Source organism: Tistrella bauzanensis (assembly GCF_014636235.1).
Lineage (GTDB): Bacteria > Pseudomonadota > Alphaproteobacteria > Tistrellales > Tistrellaceae > Tistrella > Tistrella bauzanensis.
The window spans coordinates 82,382-100,861 of the sequence record NZ_BMDZ01000010.1; the positions used below are offsets into that span (position 1 = coordinate 82,382).

General features: G+C 67.1%; 17 protein-coding genes and 1 pseudogene. 9 read left to right on the forward strand and 9 right to left on the reverse strand.

What is annotated here, in order from left to right; genetic code table 11:
- The first annotated feature begins 19 nt into the window (after nucleotides 1–19).
- The 5 genes and pseudogenes from IEW15_RS06640 to IEW15_RS06655 all read left to right on the forward strand — a co-directional run bounded on the left by IEW15_RS06640 (nucleotide 20) and on the right by IEW15_RS06655 (nucleotide 2,862).
- A complete protein-coding gene (locus IEW15_RS06640) occupies nucleotides 20–1,222 on the forward strand; it encodes an acetyl-CoA acetyltransferase (RefSeq protein ID WP_188576029.1) in 1,203 nt (400 codons plus the stop codon).
- Between the two features lie 127 nt (nucleotides 1,223–1,349).
- Nucleotides 1,350–1,880: a MarR family winged helix-turn-helix transcriptional regulator gene (locus tag IEW15_RS06645; RefSeq protein ID WP_188576031.1), complete on the forward strand. Its 531-nt coding sequence runs from the start codon at nucleotides 1,350–1,352 to the stop codon at nucleotides 1,878–1,880.
- A 123-nt stretch (nucleotides 1,881–2,003) separates the two neighbouring features.
- Nucleotides 2,004–2,150, forward strand: a pseudogene (locus tag IEW15_RS26735) (hypothetical protein); the annotation flags it as partial.
- A gap of 49 nt (nucleotides 2,151–2,199) precedes the next feature.
- The gene (locus IEW15_RS25800) at nucleotides 2,200–2,655 is read left to right on the forward strand and encodes an efflux MFS transporter permease (protein ID WP_229707870.1); all 456 of its coding nucleotides are present in this window, start codon (nucleotides 2,200–2,202) and stop codon (nucleotides 2,653–2,655) included.
- 48 nt (nucleotides 2,656–2,703) lie between these two features.
- Nucleotides 2,704–2,862, forward strand: coding sequence for a hypothetical protein (locus IEW15_RS06655; protein ID WP_188576033.1), 159 nt, complete (start codon nucleotides 2,704–2,706; stop codon nucleotides 2,860–2,862).
- A gap of 69 nt (nucleotides 2,863–2,931) precedes the next feature.
- Here IEW15_RS06655 and IEW15_RS06660 read toward each other — a convergent pair whose 3' ends face one another.
- The gene (locus tag IEW15_RS06660) at nucleotides 2,932–3,825 is read right to left on the reverse strand and encodes a LysR family transcriptional regulator (RefSeq protein WP_188576035.1); all 894 of its coding nucleotides are present in this window, start codon (nucleotides 3,823–3,825) and stop codon (nucleotides 2,932–2,934) included.
- A 102-nt stretch (nucleotides 3,826–3,927) separates the two neighbouring features.
- Here IEW15_RS06660 and IEW15_RS06665 point away from each other — a divergent pair, with 102 nt between their 5' ends.
- The 3 genes from IEW15_RS06665 (at nucleotide 3,928) to IEW15_RS06675 (ending at nucleotide 7,690) form a co-directional block, all read left to right on the forward strand.
- Nucleotides 3,928–4,734, forward strand: a complete 807-nt coding sequence (locus IEW15_RS06665) for an SDR family NAD(P)-dependent oxidoreductase (RefSeq protein ID WP_188576037.1) — start codon at nucleotides 3,928–3,930, stop codon at nucleotides 4,732–4,734.
- Nucleotides 4,735–4,829: 95 nt separating this feature from the next.
- Entirely contained in the window at nucleotides 4,830–5,747 is a 918-nt protein-coding gene (locus IEW15_RS06670) for a LysR family transcriptional regulator (RefSeq protein WP_188576039.1), read from the forward strand.
- Nucleotides 5,748–6,037: 290 nt separating this feature from the next.
- Nucleotides 6,038–7,690 (forward strand): OFA family MFS transporter, encoded by a 1,653-nt coding sequence (locus IEW15_RS06675; RefSeq protein WP_188576041.1) that lies wholly within the window; start codon nucleotides 6,038–6,040, stop codon nucleotides 7,688–7,690.
- Here IEW15_RS06675 and IEW15_RS06680 read toward each other — a convergent pair.
- From IEW15_RS06680 to IEW15_RS06715, 8 genes are all read right to left on the reverse strand, one after another.
- On the reverse strand, nucleotides 7,662–9,257 hold the full coding sequence (locus tag IEW15_RS06680; RefSeq protein ID WP_188576043.1) for a putative bifunctional diguanylate cyclase/phosphodiesterase: 1,596 nt from the start codon (nucleotides 9,255–9,257) through the stop codon (nucleotides 7,662–7,664). The two genes, IEW15_RS06675 and IEW15_RS06680, sit on opposite strands and share 29 nt — an antisense overlap.
- Before the next feature lie 195 nt (nucleotides 9,258–9,452).
- Nucleotides 9,453–10,466: an ABC transporter substrate-binding protein gene (locus IEW15_RS06685; protein WP_188576046.1), complete on the reverse strand. Its 1,014-nt coding sequence runs from the start codon at nucleotides 10,464–10,466 to the stop codon at nucleotides 9,453–9,455.
- Between the two features lie 159 nt (nucleotides 10,467–10,625).
- Nucleotides 10,626–11,756 (reverse strand): ABC transporter permease, encoded by a 1,131-nt coding sequence (locus IEW15_RS06690; RefSeq protein ID WP_229707871.1) that lies wholly within the window; start codon nucleotides 11,754–11,756, stop codon nucleotides 10,626–10,628.
- A complete protein-coding gene (locus IEW15_RS06695) occupies nucleotides 11,753–12,688 on the reverse strand; it encodes an ABC transporter permease (protein ID WP_188576048.1) in 936 nt (311 codons plus the stop codon). Before IEW15_RS06695 ends, IEW15_RS06690 begins: the two co-directional genes overlap by 4 nt.
- On the reverse strand, nucleotides 12,681–13,502 hold the full coding sequence (locus IEW15_RS06700) for an ABC transporter ATP-binding protein (RefSeq protein WP_188576082.1): 822 nt from the start codon (nucleotides 13,500–13,502) through the stop codon (nucleotides 12,681–12,683). The genes IEW15_RS06695 and IEW15_RS06700 overlap by 8 nt, the downstream gene beginning before the upstream one ends.
- A gap of 554 nt (nucleotides 13,503–14,056) precedes the next feature.
- On the reverse strand, nucleotides 14,057–14,554 hold the full coding sequence (locus tag IEW15_RS06705; RefSeq protein WP_229707872.1) for a helix-turn-helix domain-containing protein: 498 nt from the start codon (nucleotides 14,552–14,554) through the stop codon (nucleotides 14,057–14,059).
- Between the two features lie 260 nt (nucleotides 14,555–14,814).
- The gene (locus IEW15_RS06710) at nucleotides 14,815–16,515 is read right to left on the reverse strand and encodes an EAL domain-containing protein (RefSeq protein WP_188576050.1); all 1,701 of its coding nucleotides are present in this window, start codon (nucleotides 16,513–16,515) and stop codon (nucleotides 14,815–14,817) included.
- A gap of 156 nt (nucleotides 16,516–16,671) precedes the next feature.
- Complete coding sequence (locus IEW15_RS06715; protein WP_188576052.1) at nucleotides 16,672–17,514, reverse strand: fumarylacetoacetate hydrolase family protein; 843 nt, start codon at nucleotides 17,512–17,514, stop codon at nucleotides 16,672–16,674.
- 217 nt (nucleotides 17,515–17,731) lie between these two features.
- Here IEW15_RS06715 and IEW15_RS06720 point away from each other — a divergent pair, with 217 nt between their 5' ends.
- The gene (locus IEW15_RS06720; protein WP_188576054.1) at nucleotides 17,732–18,379 is read left to right on the forward strand and encodes a 2-hydroxychromene-2-carboxylate isomerase; all 648 of its coding nucleotides are present in this window, start codon (nucleotides 17,732–17,734) and stop codon (nucleotides 18,377–18,379) included.
- Nucleotides 18,380–18,480: the final 101 nt, after the last annotated feature.

Below are 18,480 nucleotides of genomic sequence, written 5' to 3' on the forward strand. Positions count from 1 at the left end.
TGAACAAGGGAGACAATCGATGTCGGCTACTGAAACCCGGGTGTGCATCGCAGGCTGGGCGCATACGCCCTTCGGCAAGCTGGATGCGCTGGACCTTGAAGCGCTGATCGTGCAGGCGGCGCGCGATGCCATGGCCCATGCCGGCATCGATGGCGCCCAGGTCGACGGCATCTTCGTCGGCCTGTTCAACAATGGCTTTTCGGCGCAGGATTTCGCGGCCGGGCTGGCGCTTCAGGCCGATCCGGGGTTGCGCTTCAAGCCCGCCACCCGGGTGGAGAACGCCTGCGCCACCGGATCGGCGGCGATCCATGCCGCGCAGGATTTCATCCGCGCCGGGCGTGGCCGGGTGGTGCTGGTGATCGGCGCCGAGCAGATGAGCCGCACCGCCGGCGACAAGGTCGGCGATCTGCTGCTGGGCGCCAGCTATCGGCGCGAGGAAGGTAATATTCCGGGCGGTTTCGCCGGCGTGTTCGGCCAGATCGCCCAGGCCTATTTCGCGAAGAATGGCGACCAGATGGATGCGCTGGCGATGATCGCCGCCAAGAACCATCGCAATGGCTGCGCCAATCCGTATGCCCAGATGCGCCGGGATTTCGGCTTTGAATTCTGCAACACGGTGAGTGACAAGAATCCGCTGGTGGCGGGACCGTTGCGGCGAACCGATTGTTCGCTGGTCTCGGACGGTGCGGCGGCGCTGGTGCTGGCGGACGAGACGATGGCCCGCGAGCTGACCCAGGCATCAGGGGTGGTGCCGGTGGCGTTCCGGGCGGCGGTGCAGGTGAATGAGTTCCTGCCGCTGTCGCGCCGCGACCCGACGGTGCTGGAGGGCGCGGCCGAAGCCTGGCGGCGGGCGCTGGGCGAGGCGAAGCTGACCCTGGACGACCTGCATCTGGTGGAAACCCATGACTGCTTCACCATTGCCGAGATGATGGAGTATGAGGCCATGGGCCTGACCGCGCCCGGCGACGGCGCCCGCGCCATCCGCGAGGGCTGGACCGAAAAGGGCGGCCGGCTGCCGGTCAACCCGTCGGGGGGATTGAAGGCCAAGGGACACCCGATCGGCGCCACCGGCGTGTCGATGCATGTGCTGGCGGCGATGCAGGTGACCGGCACCGCGCCCGAAGGCATGCAGATCCCGAACGCGGTGCGTGCCGGCGTGTTCAACATGGGCGGGGCCGCCGTGGCCAATTACACCAGCATCCTGGAGCCGCTGGGCGCTTGATCCTGGCACCTGCCCCCCGCGCCGCGCCGCAGGCGCGGGGCAGCTTTGCGGGCAGAATGTTCGCCTGCTAATAAGTGGGCTTGCTAAGCTTCGGCGCATGATGCCAATTCATGAGGTCATGCGCCCGATGCTGCCGATTGCTCAACCCGGCGAGACGCCCCAACAGATCCTGCCGGCCGTGGGACCGGCGGCCCCGCCCCGTGCCCGGCTGGGCTGGACGGTGGCGCGCCTTGCGCGTAGCTGGCGCAGTGTGCTGGATGCGCGTCTGGCCCCCCATGGGCTGACCCAGTCGCGCTGGCGGGTGCTGAATGTGGTGTCGACCACATCCCGGCCGCTGACGCAGCGTGAACTGGCCGACCGGCTGGCGATCGAGGCGCCGACCCTGGTGCGGCTGCTGGACCGGCTGGAGGCGGACGGGCTGGTGGAACGTCGGCCCGACGGCCAGGACCGGCGGCGCAAGGTGATCGGTCTGGGACCGAAGGCGGCGCCGGCCACCGATGCCATCGCCCGCGAGATCGCGGCCGTGCGCGCCGATCTGCTGGGCGGGCTGACCGATGATCAGATCGCCCAGGCCCTGCTGGTGCTGGACGCCGTGCAGGGTGCTGCCGAGCACCTGCGGGCCGCGATACCCCGACCCGAACCGGAGGACCGCCCGTGACGGCGCCCAGGGATTGCGAACCTGCGCCCGAGGCACCGCCGCCGCAGCGCCCTGAGGCCCCGTCGGCGGCGACCGTCACCACCCGCGAGCGGCGGCTGGGCTTGCGCAAGCTGTATGTGCTGGATGTGCTGGCGATTTCGGTGTTCGTGGCCGCCCCTGCTCGGCGGCTTCGCGCCCGGCGCCCATGCGGCCATCGTGGCGCGGGTCATCCAGGGGGCCGCGGCCGGTATGATCCAGCCGCTGGCGATGGTGGTGATCTTCCGGATGTATCCGCCCGACAAGCGCGGGTCGGCGATGGGGCTGTACGGGGCTGGGTGTGGTGCTGGCGCCGGCACTCGCGCCCACCCTGGGCGGCGCGCTGGTGGAATTCGCCGGCTGGCGGTCGGTGTTCTTCGTGGCGATTTCGGTCTGTCTGGCGGGCATCGTCATCGCGTTGAAGGCGCTGCCCGATGCACGCCCGCCGGGAGCCGGCGGGCGTTTCGACCTGCTGGGCTTCGGCCTGCTGGCGGTGGCCATGTCATCGCTGATCGCCGTGCTGAGCATGGGGATGAGCCAGGGCTGGCTGTCGGTTCAGGTTCTGGCGGCGGCGGTGTTGGCGGTGGCGGCCGGTGCCTGTTTCCTGGCGTGGGAGCGGCGGGTCGCACGGCCATTGATGGATCTGAAAATCTATCGCGCGCCGGGCTTCGGTGCGGCGGCGCTGTGTTCCATGACCCTGGGGCTGGGCCTGTTTGGTTCCACATATCTGCTGCCGCTGCCCGAAAACCAGGTGGCATAAGGGGCGGCCGCCCTGAATGTCAACCGCCAGTTCGGCGGCGCGGTCGGCGTGGCCATTCTGGCGGTGGTGCTTGAATCCGCCGAAGTGGCGCTGCCCGGCCGGCCGCTCGACGCCTTCGCCATCACCCTCGCGGTGATGGGCGGCTTCGGGCTGACCGCGATGGTCGTGGCGGTGATGCTGCCCGGCCGGCGGGACGGTGCCCCGTAAATCGCCGGATCCCTACCTCCCTACCTCCCTGCATGGTGGTCGCTGCCGCCCGGATCGCAGACCAAGCTTTCACATGGCCCTGCTTGCCCGAAGCGTCTCCTTGAACAGCTCGAACGCCGTCGTGCCCTGCCGATCGGGGTAATAGAGGTGGTAGCCGGCGAACGGCTCGCACCACGGTTCCAGCAAGCGGATGAGACGGCCATCGGCAATTGGCGCCGCCACCAGATCCTCCAGACTGTAGAGGATGCCGAATCCCTCAAGGGCGGCGGCCACCAGCAGATCGCCGTCGTTGAACACCGGCCCGCGGCCTGGCGTGACCGTCACCGCATGGCCGTCGCGCTCGAACGACCACGCAGACAGGTCGCCCTGCGCGTCGCGATAGGCGATGCAGCGATGGCGTGCGAGGTCGGCGGGTTCCATCGGCGCCGGATGGGCGCTCAGATAGCCGGGAGCGGCCACCACCGCGACGCGAAGCGGAGGCCCGACCGCCAGCGCGATCATGTCCTTCTCCAATCGCTCGCCGAGCCGGATGCCCGCATCGTAGCGGCCCGCCACGACGTCGGTCATCCCACCCTCGACGCACACCTCGACCTCGATGCCGGGGTGGCGGCGCATGAAGGACGGGAGCATCGGCCACAGCACCGTGTCCGCGGCGTGTTTGCCCGTCGTGATCCGGACAGTGCCGATCGCTGCCCCGCGTGCCTGGGACAGCGCCTCGATCTCGTCGTCCAACCCGGCCAGCGCCGGTGACAGGGTGGCGAGCAGGCGCTCGCCGGCGGCGGTCGGGGCGACGCTGCGCGTCGTGCGGGAGAGCAGGCGAAAACCGAGCTGGCCCTCCAGCCGCTTCATGGTCTGGCTCAACGCCGACTGGGTGACACCGAGCCGCCGCGCGGCACGCGTGAAGCTGCGGTCGGCGGCGATCGCCGCGAAGACGGCGAGGTCGCCGAGCTGATCCGGACGCATTGATGATCCCCGCTACTGAGGCCTATCATTAATCAGATCATTATCTCCATAAATTAGCATGACGACATAGTCAGTAGCAGTGGAGCGAATGAGGAGCAGGCAATGGGCAAGATCTGGCTGGTGACGGGCGCAAGCCGGGGACTTGGACGCGAAATCACGCGCGCGGCGCTCGATGCGGGCGAAACGGTCGTGGCGACGGCGCGCGTCCCCGACGCGGTGCGCGAGGCCTGTGGGGGCGACCATGATCGCCTGCACGTGCGCGCGCTCGATATCACCGACGCCGAAGCCGCGAACGCGGTCGTCGCCGAGACCACCGGGCGGTTCGGTGCGATCGACGTGCTGGTCAACAATGCCGGCTATGCCGAACTGGGCTTCTTCGAGACCTTCACCGATGCGGCTGTGCGGCGTCAGTTCGAGGTCAACCTGTTCGGCACAATGAATGTCGCGCGCGCGGTCGCCCCCCATATGCGTGCGCGTCGCTCAGGCCTCATCGTCACCATCTCGTCGGTCAGCGGGCTGGTCTCCAACGGCGGGGGGGGCGTCTACGCGGCGTCGAAGTTCGCGGTCGAGGGATGGATGGAGGGTTTTGCGCAGGAACTGGCACCATTGGGCGTCCGCTCGCTCCTGGTCGAGCCGGGGATGCTGCGCACCGACTTCATGGACCAACAGTCGGCGCGCTTCGGCAGCATCGACATTCCCGACTATGCCGAGGCGGTCGCGCAGTATCGCGCATTCGTGGACGGGGCCAATGGCAGGCAGCCGGGCGATCCGAAGCTGCTCGCCGCGCGGATCGTGGCGCTGGCGTCGCAGGCCGAGGTGCCATCGCGTCTCGTGTTCGGCGACGACGCCCGGCAATGGGCCGGCGCGAAGCTCGACCAGTTGCGGCAGGAGATCGCCCGGTCCGCCTGACGCGCCGATGATGACATCATGGAGATTGCAACCATAATGCGTTATGGGTAGCGGGCTGCGAAATCATACCCACCGTCCCGTCGGGGGATGCCCGGATGCTGGTGCGCCATCTGTCCTATTTCGTCACCCTGGCCCGCGAAAAGCATTTCGCGCGGGCGGCGGAGGTCTGCCATGTGACGCAGCCGACCCTGTCGGCGGCGATCCGGCGGCTGGAAGAGGATCTGGATGTCAGGCTGGTGGTGCGCAGCCATCGCTTCGTCGGCCTGACACCCGAAGGCGAAACCCTTCTGGCCTGGGGACGCCAGATCCTCAGCGATTACGACAGCCTGCGCGACGACCTGACCGGGTTGCGCCAAGGCCTGAGCGGCACGCTGAGGTTGGGGGTGATTCCGGCGGCGATGCCGTCGGTGGCGTTTCTGAGCGCACGGTTCACCAGCGCCCATCCCGCGGCCGGGATCGCCATTCAGTCGCTGACATCGCGGGCGATCCAGCGCGGGCTCGACGCATTCGAACTGGATGGCGGCCTGACCTATCTTGAAAACGAGCCGCTGGAGCATGTCCGGCGGGTGCCGTTATACCGTGAGCGCTATGTCTTCCTGACCCATCGCGGCCATCCGATGGCCCGGCGGCGCCAGATCACCTGGGCACAGGCGCTGGCCGAACGCTTGTGCCTGTTGAGCGAGGACATGCAGAACCGGCGGATCCTGAACAACATCGCGGCCTCGATCGGCGTGTCGATCACAGCGCCGGTGGTGAGCAATTCCTTTCTGGGGGTCTGCGCCCATATCCGCCATGGCGCCTGGTCGAGCATCGTGCCCCACACCTTCTTTCACGTCTTCGGCGGCAATCGGGATCTGGTGGCGGTGGATCTGGTCGAGCCGGTGCATACCCAGGCGATCGGGCTGGTGCTGTCGGATCGCGACCCGCCATCGCCGATGGCCAGCGCCCTGCTTGCCTGCACCCGCGAAGCCGATTTCGAATCGGTTTTCACCGGAGTCGGCCTGCCCGAGTGACGGCGTCCGGCCGGTTCTGTCCGACCGATTCGGGCCGGTTGATAGAGCGTATCTATCATGTGTTTATATGATTCAATTTGATGTGGCTCGCGTAAGAGGTGAGCGTGCTGTGTCCGGAGGATCAAGGGGCGCCTGAAGAGCGGGCCGGTCTCCGGTGGGGGAAATGCCATCAGACGGGCGGGAGCCTGCGCCGCATCGCCATGCGCGCAGGGCAGGGTGGGGTTTGCCGCCCGGGCCCCGTCATCCGGTCTTCCCCGCTGACGCCGCGTCAAAGGGGAGGCATGTCATCCATGGTGCAGACCACTGTAATTGCGGGGGAGCCGGGGGCACCCGGCATTCTCGATCGCACGCGCATCATCGCGCGACCAGGCTTCAATCGCTGGCTGGTGCCGCCGGCGGCCCTCGCCATTCATCTGTGCATCGGCATGGCTTATGGCTTCAGCGTCTTCTGGCTGCCGCTGTCGCGGGCGGTCGGTGTCACCCAGTCGGTGGCCTGCACCAATCTCAGCCTGATCGGGGCGCTGACCACCACCACCTGCGACTGGCGGATCAGCGATCTGGTCTGGATCTACACCCTGTTCTTCGTGGTGCTGGGCACCTCGGCGGCGCTGTTTGGCGGCTGGCTGGAACGCGCCGGGCCGCGCAAGGCGGGCGTCGTCGCCGCCCTGTGCTGGTGCGGCGGTCTGGCGCTGTCGGCGCTGGGCATTGCCGTGCATCAGTTGTGGCTGATGTGGCTGGGGTCCGGCGTCATCGGCGGCATCGGGCTGGGGCTTGGCTATATCTCGCCGGTCTCGACCCTGATCAAATGGTTTCCTGATCGGCGTGGCATGGCGACCGGCATGGCGATCATGGGTTTCGGCGGCGGCGCGCTGATCGGCAGCCCACTGGCCGACATGCTGATGAATGCCTATCGCACCCCGGTCTCGGTGGGGGTGTGGGAAACCTTTCTGACGCTGGCCCTGATCTATCTGGTGTTCATGCTGGCCGGCGCGTTCGGCTATCGGGTGCCGCCGGCCGGCTGGCGGCCTGATGGCTGGACGCCGCCGCCGGCCAGCCGGGCGATGATCACCCATGGCCATGTCCATCTGCGCGACGCCCACAAGACACCGCAATTCTGGCTGATCTGGGCCGTGCTGTGCCTGAACGTCTCGGCCAGCATCGGCATCATCGGCGTGGCCGCGCCAATGTTGCAGGAGATATTCGGCGGCAGCCTGGTCGGCGCGCCGGATATAGGCTTCACGGATTTCGACGACAGCCAGAAACGTACCGCCGCGGCGGTCGCGGCCGGTTTCGTGGGGCTGATCTCGCTGTTCAACATTGGTGGCCGGTTCTTCTGGGCGTCGCTGTCCGACCGGCTGGGCCGCAAGCTGACCTATGCCGTGTTCTTCGTGCTGGGGGTGGCGCTGTATCTGGCGGCGCCGGTTCTGGCCGGCGGCCACATGCTGGCGCTGTTCGTGCTGGCCTTCTGCGTCATCGCATCGATGTATGGCGGCGGCTTCGCCACCATTCCCGCCTATCTGGCGGATATCTTCGGCACCCAGTTCGTGGGCGCCATCCACGGCCGGCTGCTGACCGCATGGTCGACGGCGGGGATATTGGGGCCGCTGGTCGTGGCCTATATGCGCGATGCCCAGCTTGCCGCCGGTGTGCCGCGGGCGCAGATCTATGACACGATCATGCTGGTGCTGGCGGCAATGCTGGCGCTGGGTTTCGTGGCCAATCTGCTGGTGCGGCCGCTGGCCACGCGCTGGTTCATGAAGCCGGCCGAGCTTGCGGCGGAACAGGCGCGGCTGCGACCGGTGGATGCCGCCCATGAAGGCTCGTTCGGCATCGGCCGGGGCGGCATCAGCGGTCCGGCGATGCTGGCCTGGCTGGCGGTGGGCCTGCCGATCCTGTGGGGGATCTGGATCACCTTCAATAAGGCGCTGGTTCTGTTCCATTGAGTGCGGCGGCCCGTCTGGCCAGAAGCAGGCTTTCGGCCTGATCCAGAAGGGCCGCCCCGTTCGATGCCGTGTGAATGCCATGGCGGAGCAGGGCGGCCCGGCCATCGGTGCCGCCAACCATGCCTTCGGCGCTGACATCCATCCCCAGCCCGTCGCCCAGCCCGGCCAATGCGCTGACGATGCGGCTGGTTTCGCTGTCGCCGATCTGTTCGATGAAACTGCGGTCGATCTTGACCCGGTCGAGCTTGATGTGGCGCAGATGATACAGGCTGGAATAGCCGGTGCCGAAATTGTCCAGCGCCACCCGCACGCCCAGACGGCGCAGCCCGGCGCACAGGGTGCCGGCCGCCTGCGGGTCGCCAACCAGGGCGCTTTCGGTGATGTCGAGTTCCAGCCGGTCGGGGCTCAGCCCGCTGTCGTTCAGGATGGCCGCCACCTGGGCCGGCAGGCCGGCATCCCGCAACTGACCGGGGAAGATATCAACCGCAAGCGACACGTGGCCAGGCCAGGCCTGCGCGGCCTCGCAGGCCTCGGTCAGCATCCAGCGGCCAAGGGCATGGATCAGCCCGGTATCCTCGGCGATCGGCACGAAACGGTCCGGCGGCAGATCGCCATGCACCGGGTGATGCCAGCCGGGAATGGCATCGAAACCGGTGATGGCGCCACTGCGCAGGTCGAAACACGGACGGAAGCGCAGATGCAGCAGGCCGGCGTCGAGTGCCGCCCGCAGATCGCGCTCCAGCGCCTCGCGCAGCCTGATCTGCTGGTCCATCTCGGCTTCGAAGAACCGATAGGCCGATCGGCGCTCGGCCTTTGCCCGATAGAGCGCGATGTCGGCGCGGCGCAATGCCTCGCCCGGATCGGTGGCATCCTGCGGCAGCAGGGCGATGCCGATGCCGGTGCCGATCGTATGGCGCACGCGGCCGGTGGTGACCGGTTCATCGCAGACGCGCATCAATCGTCGGGCCAGGCCGGTCGCCGCTTCGGGCCCGGCGAGATGTTGCGACAGCACCGCGAACTCATCGCCGCCCAGCCGGGCGACCAGATCGCCGTCACGCACGGCGCCCAGCAGGCGGGCGGCCAGGATGATCAGCACTTCATCGCCAATCCCGTGGCCGTGGACGTCATTGATCTGCTTGAAACCGTTCAGGTCCAGCAGCAGCAGAGCATGGGCGGCGCCGGCGCGAGGCGGTGAGGCGATCGCGGTGGTCAGCGCTTCTTCGAACTGCCGGCGGTTGGCAAGGCCGGTCAGCGGATCCTGATAGGCCAGTTCCCGCGCCTGACGCTCGGCAGCGATCCGCCGCGCCATCTCTCGTTTCTGAAGCCGGTACTGGCGCAGGGTGAAGCCGAGCAGCAGCACCGATAACAGCACACCCAGCGACAGCGCCTCGTCCAGTTCGATCATCGCCGTGGCGCTGTCGGCCGTCAGACTGTCTTCATACAGATCGATCGCGACCACAACATAGGTTGCCACCGCCATCGTGACCAGAATGGCGCCGATATCGCGGGTGGCCAGACGGTATCTGAGGCCGGCCAGCCGTCGGCGCATGAAGGATATCGGCTGCATCCGTCTGTGATCTCCTGCGCTGATCGCGTCCCCGACCTGCCGGCCGGCGTCGGTCTATCCCGGCCGGCCCGCCGCGTCCGCCGTCCTGTCACCTGCCATGATATACCCCAAAAGATGCCGCCCCGGATCGGATGATCCGGGGCGGCATCGTTGATGTCCGGTCGAGATGCGCGGTCGGATGGCCCGATTACGCGATCACATCGCCTTGTCGTAGACCGCATGGGTCCAGGCGGCATCACCGGGATCCTTGGTGATGACCGGTGCGGACTGGGCACCCATCAGCACCTCGACCGTGCGCTTGAAGTCGTCGGGCGCCAGATAACCCATGCCCTTGTCCGAGCCGGCGAGCAGCTTGGCGACTTCCTGCATCATGCGGGTCTGATGTTCTTCGGTCTGGGCGCCGGTCGTGTCGTTGTCGAGCACGATCTCGACCGCTTCCGGCTGATTGGCCGCGGCATATTCCCAGCCCTTGACGCTGGCCTTCACGAAACGGGCCAGCTTGTCGACCATCGCCGGGTCGGCCAGGCTCTTTTCCAGCGTGTACAGGCCGTCTTCCAGCGTCGCGACGTTCTGGTCCTGATACTTGAAGGTGATCAGCTCGTCGGCCGGCAGGCCGGCATCCAGGATCTGCCAGTATTCGTTATAGGTCATGGTCGACACGCAGGATGCCTGCTTCTGCAGGATCGGGTCGACGTTGAAGCCCTGCTTCAGCACCGTGATATCGGCATCGGGGCCTTCGGTCTTGTAGCCCAGCGTCGACATCCACGACAGGAACGGATACTCGTTGCCGCCGAACCAGACGCCAAGGGTATGGCCCTTGAAATCGGCCGGTGTCTTGATGCCGCTGTCCTTGCGGCAGGTCAGCATCATGCCCGACTGCTGGAAGATCTGGGCGATGTTGACCAGCGGCACGCCCTTCTCGCGGGTGGCCAGCGCCGAGGGCATCCAGTCGACCACAACATCGGCGCCGCCGCCGGCGATCACCTGCGAGGGATTGATGTCGGGGCCGCCGGCCTTGATGGTCACGTCGAGACCGGCTTCGTCATAGAAACCCTTCTCCTTGGCGACGTAATACCCGGCGAACTGTGCCTGGGTGACCCATTTGAGCTGCAGGGTCAAGGCGTCGGCCGCCTGGCTCGAACCCATCGCGGCCAGTCCCAGGGCGATGCCTGCGACCGATCCGGTCAGGAGGGTCTTGAGCGTCTTCATTCTCGTCTCCCTCGTCGTCATGCGTGGCCCCGCGCTGCCGCCGTCGGGGGTTGACCTCTGTGGTCGGCAGCGGGGGCGGCTCCCCTGAATGTCACCCGGCTTTGGCCGAAGCCTCCGAAGGCCGCAACCGGGTGTATCGCGGGCGAGACGCGGTCCGCCTCAGCGGCCGCGCATCGCCGGATGCCAGAATGTCAGGCGGCGTTCGATCGCCGACAGCAGCCCATAGGTGCCCGATCCGGCCAGGGCCGCCACCAGGATCGTTGCCCAGACCACGTCGACATTCATCCGCGCCACCTCGGTGCTGATCCTGAAGCCCATGCCCACCACCGGCGTGCCGAAGAATTCGGCGACGATCGCTGCGATCAGCGCCAGCGTCGCACTGATCTTCAGCCCGTTGAACAGGAAGGGCAATGCGTTCGGCAGCCGTGCGACGATCAGCGTCGTCAGATGGCCGGCGCCGTAAGACCGCATCAGGTCCAGTTCCTGGCGGGTGGTGGCCGACAGGCCTGCCAGGGTATTGACCAGCATGGGAAACAGCGTGGTCACCACCACGACCGCCGCCTTCGACGGCCAGTCGAACCCGAACCACATCACCATGATCGGCGCGATGCCCACGATGGGGGCGGCGCTCATCAGATTGGCGACCGGCAGCAGGCCCCGGCGCAGAAACGCCACCCGGTCCGCCGCCACCCCCAGCAGGATGCCGGCGGTGCAGCCGATCAGATAGCCGCGCAGCGCGCCCTTCCACACCGTCTGGATGAAATCCGCCCACAGGACCGGCAGGCCGTCGACGAAGGCCGAACCGATCGCGCTGGGCGGCGGCAGCAGCACCGGCGGCACGCCGAAGCCGATGCAGCCCGCCTCCCACGCATAAAGCAGGGTCAGACCCAGGGCGGCGGGCGGCAGGATCCGGGCGGCAGCCGATGCCTCGGGCAGCCGGGCGACCAGGGTGATGCCGCGGGTGGCGGCCAGCATCACCGCGATCCCCGCCAGGGTGAAGCCAGGGCCGGCTGTGCCGAAGGCCACCGCGCCGGTGCGCAGGGCGGCTATGGTGGCCACGGCGCCCAGCAGCGCGCCAACCAGCACCAGCGGTCCGCGCGCCGTTGAGCCTTGCGGCCGCCGGGCGGCCGAGATGAACGGGATCAGCGCCAGCAGCATGACCCCGGCGGGCAGGCCGGCGTCCATTACCCACATGCCACGGCCGGTGTCGGTCAGCGGCAGCAGCAGGGCTGCCAGCAGCAGGCCGCCGCCGGCAAGATCAAGGCCGCGCGAGACGAGCGACCGGGTCATCGGACACCTCCGCTGCGGCCGATCGCGATCCGCTCGACCAGCGCCACGGCCTGAACCAGCAGGGCCGACAGAACCGAGGCCGCGATCAGCGCCGCCCAGATCTGGGTGGTCTGGCCGTAATACGAGCCGGCAAGCAGGCGCGTGCCCAGCCCCGCCTGTCCGCCGGTCGGCAACTCGCCCACGATCGCGCCGACCAGGGCGGCGGCGATCGCGACCTTCAGACTGGCGAACAGATAGGGCAGCGAGGTGGGCAGGCGCAGCTTCAGAAACACCTGCAGCGGGCTGGCATCATAGGAATGCATCAGATCCATATGCAGCGGATCGGCCGAACGCAGCCCCTTGGTCATGCCGATGGCGACAGGGAAGAAGCACAGATACATCGAGATCACGGCTTTGGGCAGCAGACCGGTGAAGCCCAGATTGCCCAGCACCACCACCACCATCGGCGCGATCGCCAGGATCGGCACAGTCTGGGATGCGACGATCCAGGGCAGAACGCCGCGCTCAAGCGGCCGGAGCGCCGCCATGCCGATGGCGAGCGTCATGCCAAGAATGGTGCCGAGCACGAAGCCTGCCAGCGTCGACTGGGCGGTGGCGATGGCATGGGTCAGCAGGTTGCGGACATTGCCGACCGGCCGTTCGGTCGATGAGGTGACGATCTCGACCAGAACCTGATCGGGTGTCGGCAGCACCGGGCGGCGCTGACCGAAGGCCTCGGTCAGAACCTGACTGGTCGTCGGGCTGGCGATGCCCTGGCGGTTCAACTGCTCGATGGCCTGCGGGCTGTTGAGGATGAAGGCGCCCAGATACCAGATCGCGATCACCAGCGCCGCCACCGTCAGCACGGGCACGATATTGGCCGAACGATCGGCGGCGGCGCGCCACAGGCGGCGCCGGCCGGTGCCGGGCAGGGTGATGCCAAGGTCAGTCATAGGAGTGACCCTTGGCAAGACCGGCGCGCACCAGGGCCGCCACCCGCTGGAATTCGGCCGATTCGCGCATTTCGAGCGTGCGTTCCGCCGGCAGGTCGCAGGTGATCTCTTCCAGGATCTTGCCCGGGCGCGGGCTCATCACGATGATCCGGGTCGACAGGAACACCGCCTCGGCGATCGAGTGGGTCACGAAAACGCAGGTCAGGCCGGTCTGACGCCAGAGTGCGTTCAGCGCCAGATTCAGGTGATCGCGGGTGATCTCGTCCAGCGCGCCGAAGGGTTCGTCCATCAGCAGCAGTTCAGGGGCGAACGACAGCGCCCGCGCGATCGACGCGCGCTGTTGCATGCCGCCGGACAATTGCCACGGATATTTGCGCGCAAAGCCGTCGAGCCCGACCAGGGCCAGTTTTTCACGCACGATCGCCTGCCGTTCGGCCTTGGGCCGTCGGGCCAGTTCCAGCGGCAGCATGACGTTGCGTTCAACCGTCCGCCAGGGCATCAGCGCCGGCGCCTGAAAGACATAGCCATAGGCGCGGTCGCGGCGTGCCTCGTCGGGTGTCCGGCCGGCAACCGTGATGCTGCCGCCGGTCGGCTGTTCCAGATCGGCGATCACGCGCAGCAGCGTGGTCTTGCCGCATCCGGACGGGCCGATCAGCGACACGAAATCGCCGGGCCGGATATCGATGTCGACATCCTGAAGGGCATGCACCGGCTGGTCCGCCGTCTGATAGACCAGCGACAGCCGGCGCGCGGAAACGGCGGCACCGTCCGATCCAGTGCGCGCGGCATCGGGGCCGGCCGCGCGGGCGGCCATGGGTGTGCCGGCCTGACCGGCCGGGGGTGCCTTGTTGCCGGTCGTGTCGAGTGTCATCGGTCCTGCCATGCGTGGTCTCGGCCTCACGAGTTGGCCCCGCGACGGTATCGGCGGCGGAGCTCTCCCTCCCGCGCAGCCGGTCCGTCGCTGTTGTTTGTCGGTCCGTGTCCGGGCCTCGTGGTGCAATCCTTGGGCCAAGGGTGCACCTGTTTTTACGATCGAGGTTCAACCCGTTGCCTGCAAGCGCTTTTTGCCTGACCGATCGGATAGGTTTCGGACCGGGCGACATACGGCTGACACCCTGGCTGTCAGGGGGCGGGTGAGGGCTTTCTGCGCAAACTTTAGCCAAGGTTCGTATTGTGCACGCATTTTAAGCGGGTGAGCCTCGACAGTTGCCGACGGTCGGGCAAGCCTGCACGCCGTCGCGTCATGGTAGCGGTCGGCGCGCCGTCAGGCGAGCGCCAAGCAGCGGAACCGTTCGCGCATCACGACAAAGCACCCGGCATGCGTGGCATGCCGGGTGCAACTTATGGCAAGCGGGTGGCCGTATGGGGTCAGTGCATGGCGCTGGCGTCGGCGTCCATGTCGGTATCGGCGTCGTCATCGATGCCGTCGGTCGCGCTGAGCGCGCTGATGAGATCGGTGATCGCCCGCCGCGCCGTGGCGTCGGAAATCGAGGCGAGCCGGCTGCTGGCTTCGATCATGCCCCGGCTGATGCGGTTGCGGCGCAACACCTTGGGGCCGTCATCGAGCTTGTCCAGAAGTGATGATGGAGGCACTTCCAGAATGCCTGCCAGGCGATAGAGCGAACACGCGCTGATGCGGTTCTGCCCCTTTTCGTATTTCTGCAATTGCTGAAAGCTGATCCCCAATCGGCTGGAGCACGCTTCCTGACTGAGACCACGGGCAAGACGGAGGGCGCGGATGCGCCGGCCGATCGCCTGATTGATTTCGGTTTCGATGTCTCGACGCTCGCTGCGCGGAGAAACCTGCGGCACGGCCGCGGGCTCAAGCGCGCGCGGGTGCTTCAAGCTGTTGAGGGCGTCACGCATCCTGGATGACCTCTTATGTACGGGGACTGGGGTGGGCTTTCGGCAACTCATGGTGTGGATGCCGTTTATCATCGGTCCTGCACGGTCCGGGTGTGACGTCTTATGCGTCATGAACGTCATGATAGTATGAAACTCGCCAATGTAACGACATTTTGGATGAAGAAATGTTCCTTCGGGGGAGAAACACGCGTGTTGCGCGAGGGGAAGGTCGAACGGGGGCCGGCATGGCCGGCTGCTGCCGGAACCGGCACGCCGGCTGTTCAGGCGCGCCGGCGGCGAGAGGGTGGGCCTGCCACGGCCATGCGCCCGTCGACATAGGCGCCGAAAGTCTCGGCCTCCATGGCGCGGGCGAACAGCCAGCCCTGGCCATAGGTCACGCCGCGCGCGATCAGGTAATCCGCCTGGGCGCCGTGTTCGATCCCCTCGGCCGCGACGTCCAGCCCCAGGGTTGCGGCCAGCGACAGGATGTGGCCCATCACATCATCGGCTGGCGTGCCGCTGCCGATGCTGTCGACAAAGGTCTTGTCCAGCTTCAGCCCGTCGACGGGCAGGGTGGCCAGATAGGCGAGGCTGGAATAGCCGGTGCCAAAATCGTCGATGGTCAGCCGATAGCCGGCATCGCGGAAGCTGCGCATCGAACTCTGCGCGCGGCGGGCATCGATCAGCGTCCGCTCGGTTGCCTCAAGCACGATCTGATCGGCGGCGACGCCATGGGTCTTGCGCAGCCGGTCGAGCCGGCCACGCACCCGGTCGCTCTCGACATCCGGCGCCGACAGGTTGATGGCAATCCACACCGTCGGCCGTTCGGCCAGGAATTTGCCGATATCCGCGAAGACATGCTCGATGATCTGATCGGTCAGGCGCTCGATCAGGCCCTCGGCCTCGGCGACCGGAATGAAACGGTCCGGCGAAATCATGGTGCCATCGCGCTGCTGCCAGCGCACCAGCGCCTCGCCTCCCAGGCAGGCGCCATCGCTCAACCGCACGATCGGTTGATAGACAACCCGGAATTCCCCGCGCGCCAACCCGCGTCGGATACGGGCACCCATGGTGTCGCCGCGTCGCGCCAGGGTGAGGATCAGCCAGAAGATGATCGCGCCGCTGGTCAGGCCCAGCAGGCCCAGCGGTACCGCCTGCTGCCGCCAGGCTTCCAGCACCACGTCGATCGGTTGTGCCGCCAGCGCCATGGCGGCGCCGTCCGCGGTCGGGGCCGCCACGATCAACCGGTTGCCGACCCGCAGCGACCGGGGCGGCGGATCGGTGCGGAAACGGTCGACCATATCCGACAGCATGGCCCGTTCGGGCCGCGACCGCACGCCCATCACCTGGCGGCTGGTCAGCGACACCATGCTCAGAACCGTGCGCGGATCGGTCAGCACAAGGTCGTAGATCTGCTCGGTATCCAGAAACAGCGCGAAGCCGTTGCGGGCGATGACGGTCGATCGGGCAACGTCGCTGGCCGGCGCCCGCACGTCCGGCGGCACCCGGTCGTACCAGATCCTGACATCGCCCTCCGACATGTCGGGCAAGGGCAGCGACGCCGGCATATCCGACTTGCCGGCGCCCGTGCACAGAATGCGTCCGTTTTCAATGACCGCCACTTCCCGCACGCCGCGCGAGAAATATGCCGCGGTGCGCAATCGCATCAGCCCCACAGGCTCGCAGGCCTCGGCCAGCGGCAGGCTGGAGAGGTCATCGAAGACCTGGTCGATTTCGGTGCTCATGCGGTTGTAACGGGCCAGCATCTCGTGGACCGCGCCGTCCAGCATGTCGGTTCTGGCACGGTTCGCCGAGCCCCAGGCAACCCACAGGCTGCCGGCCACCGGCAACGCCCCGATCAGCGTCGCCAGCGTCAGGGCTATCGCAAGCACCCGTCCGCGCATGCCATCACCTTGAAAAGACTGACGGGTATCGTGGCCCGGATTGGCCCGTTCCGCGTCGGTCCGGCTGAAATCGGTCATGCCGCTGGCAGAGGCACCATAACCGATGGTAGAGTTTCGCCCATCCACATCCATGATGGATCAAATTGTAGACGGCCGCGAGCGACGTCGTCCACCGTTGAGCGTGCATTGCGGCAAGGTCATGCGCGGCACGTGCCGCGACAGCATGCCAATCTGTCAATCCTGACGGACCCGGATGGTCTGGCGGCCAAGGCGCTCCACCTCCAGGACCATACGATCGCCTGCCTTGAGAAACCGTTGCGGCCGCGCGCCCATGCCGACGCCGGCCGGTGTTCCAGTGCAGATCAGGTCACCTGGCTCAAGGGTCATCAGCTGGCTGAGATAGGCGATGATCCGGGCCACGCCGAACACCATGTCGGCCGTGGTGCCGTCCTGGCGCCGTTCATCGTTGAGCGACAGCCACAGCCGCAGGGCCTGCGGATCCGGGATCTCGTCGGCGGTGACCAGCCATGGGCCGACCGGGCCGAAACCGTCGGCAGACTTGCCCTTGGTCCATTGCCCGCCGCGGTCCAGCTGGAATCCACGCTCAGAGATGTCGTTCACCACGCAATAGCCGGCGACACCGGCCAGGGCCGCTGTGTCGTCGACCCGTTTCAGGCGCTGGCCGATCACCACGCCCAGTTCCACTTCCCAATCGGTCTTCACCGCCTCGGGCGGCAGCATCAGATCGTCGTCGGGGCCTGCGATGCAGCTCGATGCCTTCTGGAACACCACCGGCTCGGTCGGCAGCGCCATGCCGCTTTCGGCTGCATGATCGCGATAGTTCAGGCCGATGCCGATGAACTTGGCCGGACGCGCGATGCACGGCCCCAGCCGCGCCACGCCGTTGACCGGCGGTAAGGTCGACGGATCGATCGCCCGCAGCCGGTCCAGAGTCTCGATGGTCAGGGTCGCCGGCCCGATATCGTCCAGCACAGCGCTGAGATCGCGCAGGGTGCCGTCGGAGGCGATCATGCCAGGGCGTTCATGCCCCGCGGGGCCGTAACGGACGAGACGCATGGTGTACCTGTCTCCAAACTGCCGATGTCTGTGATCATGTCTGCAGCAGACTACGCCAAAACGCGGCCTGAGGTCATGGCCGTCTTGAGGGGGGCCTGAGTTGAGGGGAGTTGGGCAGAACACCGCCGGTGCCGCGGATGGTGGGGGTTTTGCCGCAGGTGATCCGGCATGATAGAACATCCGTCTGATCGATCACCTTCCGCGATGGATTGCGCCCATGACCGATGCTGTCCCCAACCCTGCCGGTGGGAGCCCTGCCATTGAACCGGCTCCTGTGGAATTCTGGTTCGATTTCAGTTCGTCCTATGCCTATTTCGCGGCCCAGGACATTGATGCCCTGGCGGCGGCGCATGGCCGGCGGGTGATCTGGCGTCCGTATATGCTGGGCGTTGCCTTCAAGGCGACGGGCATGCGGGGGTTGAGCGGCACCCCGATCAAGGGCGACTATGCCCGCCGCGACTGGGCGCGTATCGCCCGTGAAACCGGCCTGACCTTCCGGCTGCCGGCAGGTCATCCGATCGTGGCCCTGCCGGCCAGCCGCGCCTTCTATTGGATCGAGGGCCGCGACCCGGCGGCGGCGATCGCGTTCGCCAAGGACGCGTTCCACGCCTATTACGCCCAGAACCTCGACATGACCCGCGTTGAGGTGGTGGCGGAGGTGGCATCCCGCCGGGGCCTTGATGCCGGCGCCGTCGCCGCCGGCATGGCGCTGGATGATGTGAAGGCGCGGGTGAAACAGGTCTCGGATGAGGGGGTGGCGCGCGGTGTGTTCGGGTCGCCCTTCTTTCTGGTCGATGGCGAGCCGTTCTGGGGCTGGGACCGCATGGCCATGCTGGATCGCTGGCTCGCCCGGGGCGGATGGTGACTGGCGGATGGCGATGCCGCACCAGGGGAATCGGGTGAAAATTTTAAGCTGCGATGATGCTTGCGAGGAAGTCGTCGTCCCAAGCGGCGACCTTGCGTCGG

Bases quoted from the DNA above. Each gene is read 5' to 3' on its own strand.
- IEW15_RS06640 (WP_188576029.1), top strand. From the start codon at position 20: ATGTCGGCTACTGAAACCCGGGTGTGCATCGCAGGCTGGGCGCATACG.
- IEW15_RS06645 (WP_188576031.1), top strand. From the start codon at position 1,350: ATGCTGCCGATTGCTCAACCCGGCGAGACGCCCCAACAGATCCTGCCG.
- IEW15_RS06660 (WP_188576035.1), bottom strand. From the start codon at position 3,825: ATGCGTCCGGATCAGCTCGGCGACCTCGCCGTCTTCGCGGCGATCGCC.
- IEW15_RS06665 (WP_188576037.1), top strand. From the start codon at position 3,928: ATGGGCAAGATCTGGCTGGTGACGGGCGCAAGCCGGGGACTTGGACGC.
- IEW15_RS06670 (WP_188576039.1), top strand. From the start codon at position 4,830: ATGCTGGTGCGCCATCTGTCCTATTTCGTCACCCTGGCCCGCGAAAAG.
- IEW15_RS06675 (WP_188576041.1), top strand. From the start codon at position 6,038: ATGGTGCAGACCACTGTAATTGCGGGGGAGCCGGGGGCACCCGGCATT.
- IEW15_RS06680 (WP_188576043.1), bottom strand. From the start codon at position 9,257: ATGCAGCCGATATCCTTCATGCGCCGACGGCTGGCCGGCCTCAGATAC.
- IEW15_RS06685 (WP_188576046.1), bottom strand. From the start codon at position 10,466: ATGAAGACGCTCAAGACCCTCCTGACCGGATCGGTCGCAGGCATCGCC.
- IEW15_RS06690 (WP_229707871.1), bottom strand. From the start codon at position 11,756: ATGACCCGGTCGCTCGTCTCGCGCGGCCTTGATCTTGCCGGCGGCGGC.
- IEW15_RS06695 (WP_188576048.1), bottom strand. From the start codon at position 12,688: ATGACTGACCTTGGCATCACCCTGCCCGGCACCGGCCGGCGCCGCCTG.
- IEW15_RS06700 (WP_188576082.1), bottom strand. From the start codon at position 13,502: ATGGCCGCCCGCGCGGCCGGCCCCGATGCCGCGCGCACTGGATCGGAC.
- IEW15_RS06705 (WP_229707872.1), bottom strand. From the start codon at position 14,554: ATGCGTGACGCCCTCAACAGCTTGAAGCACCCGCGCGCGCTTGAGCCC.
- IEW15_RS06710 (WP_188576050.1), bottom strand. From the start codon at position 16,515: ATGACCGATTTCAGCCGGACCGACGCGGAACGGGCCAATCCGGGCCAC.
- IEW15_RS06715 (WP_188576052.1), bottom strand. From the start codon at position 17,514: ATGCGTCTCGTCCGTTACGGCCCCGCGGGGCATGAACGCCCTGGCATG.
- IEW15_RS06720 (WP_188576054.1), top strand. From the start codon at position 17,732: ATGACCGATGCTGTCCCCAACCCTGCCGGTGGGAGCCCTGCCATTGAA.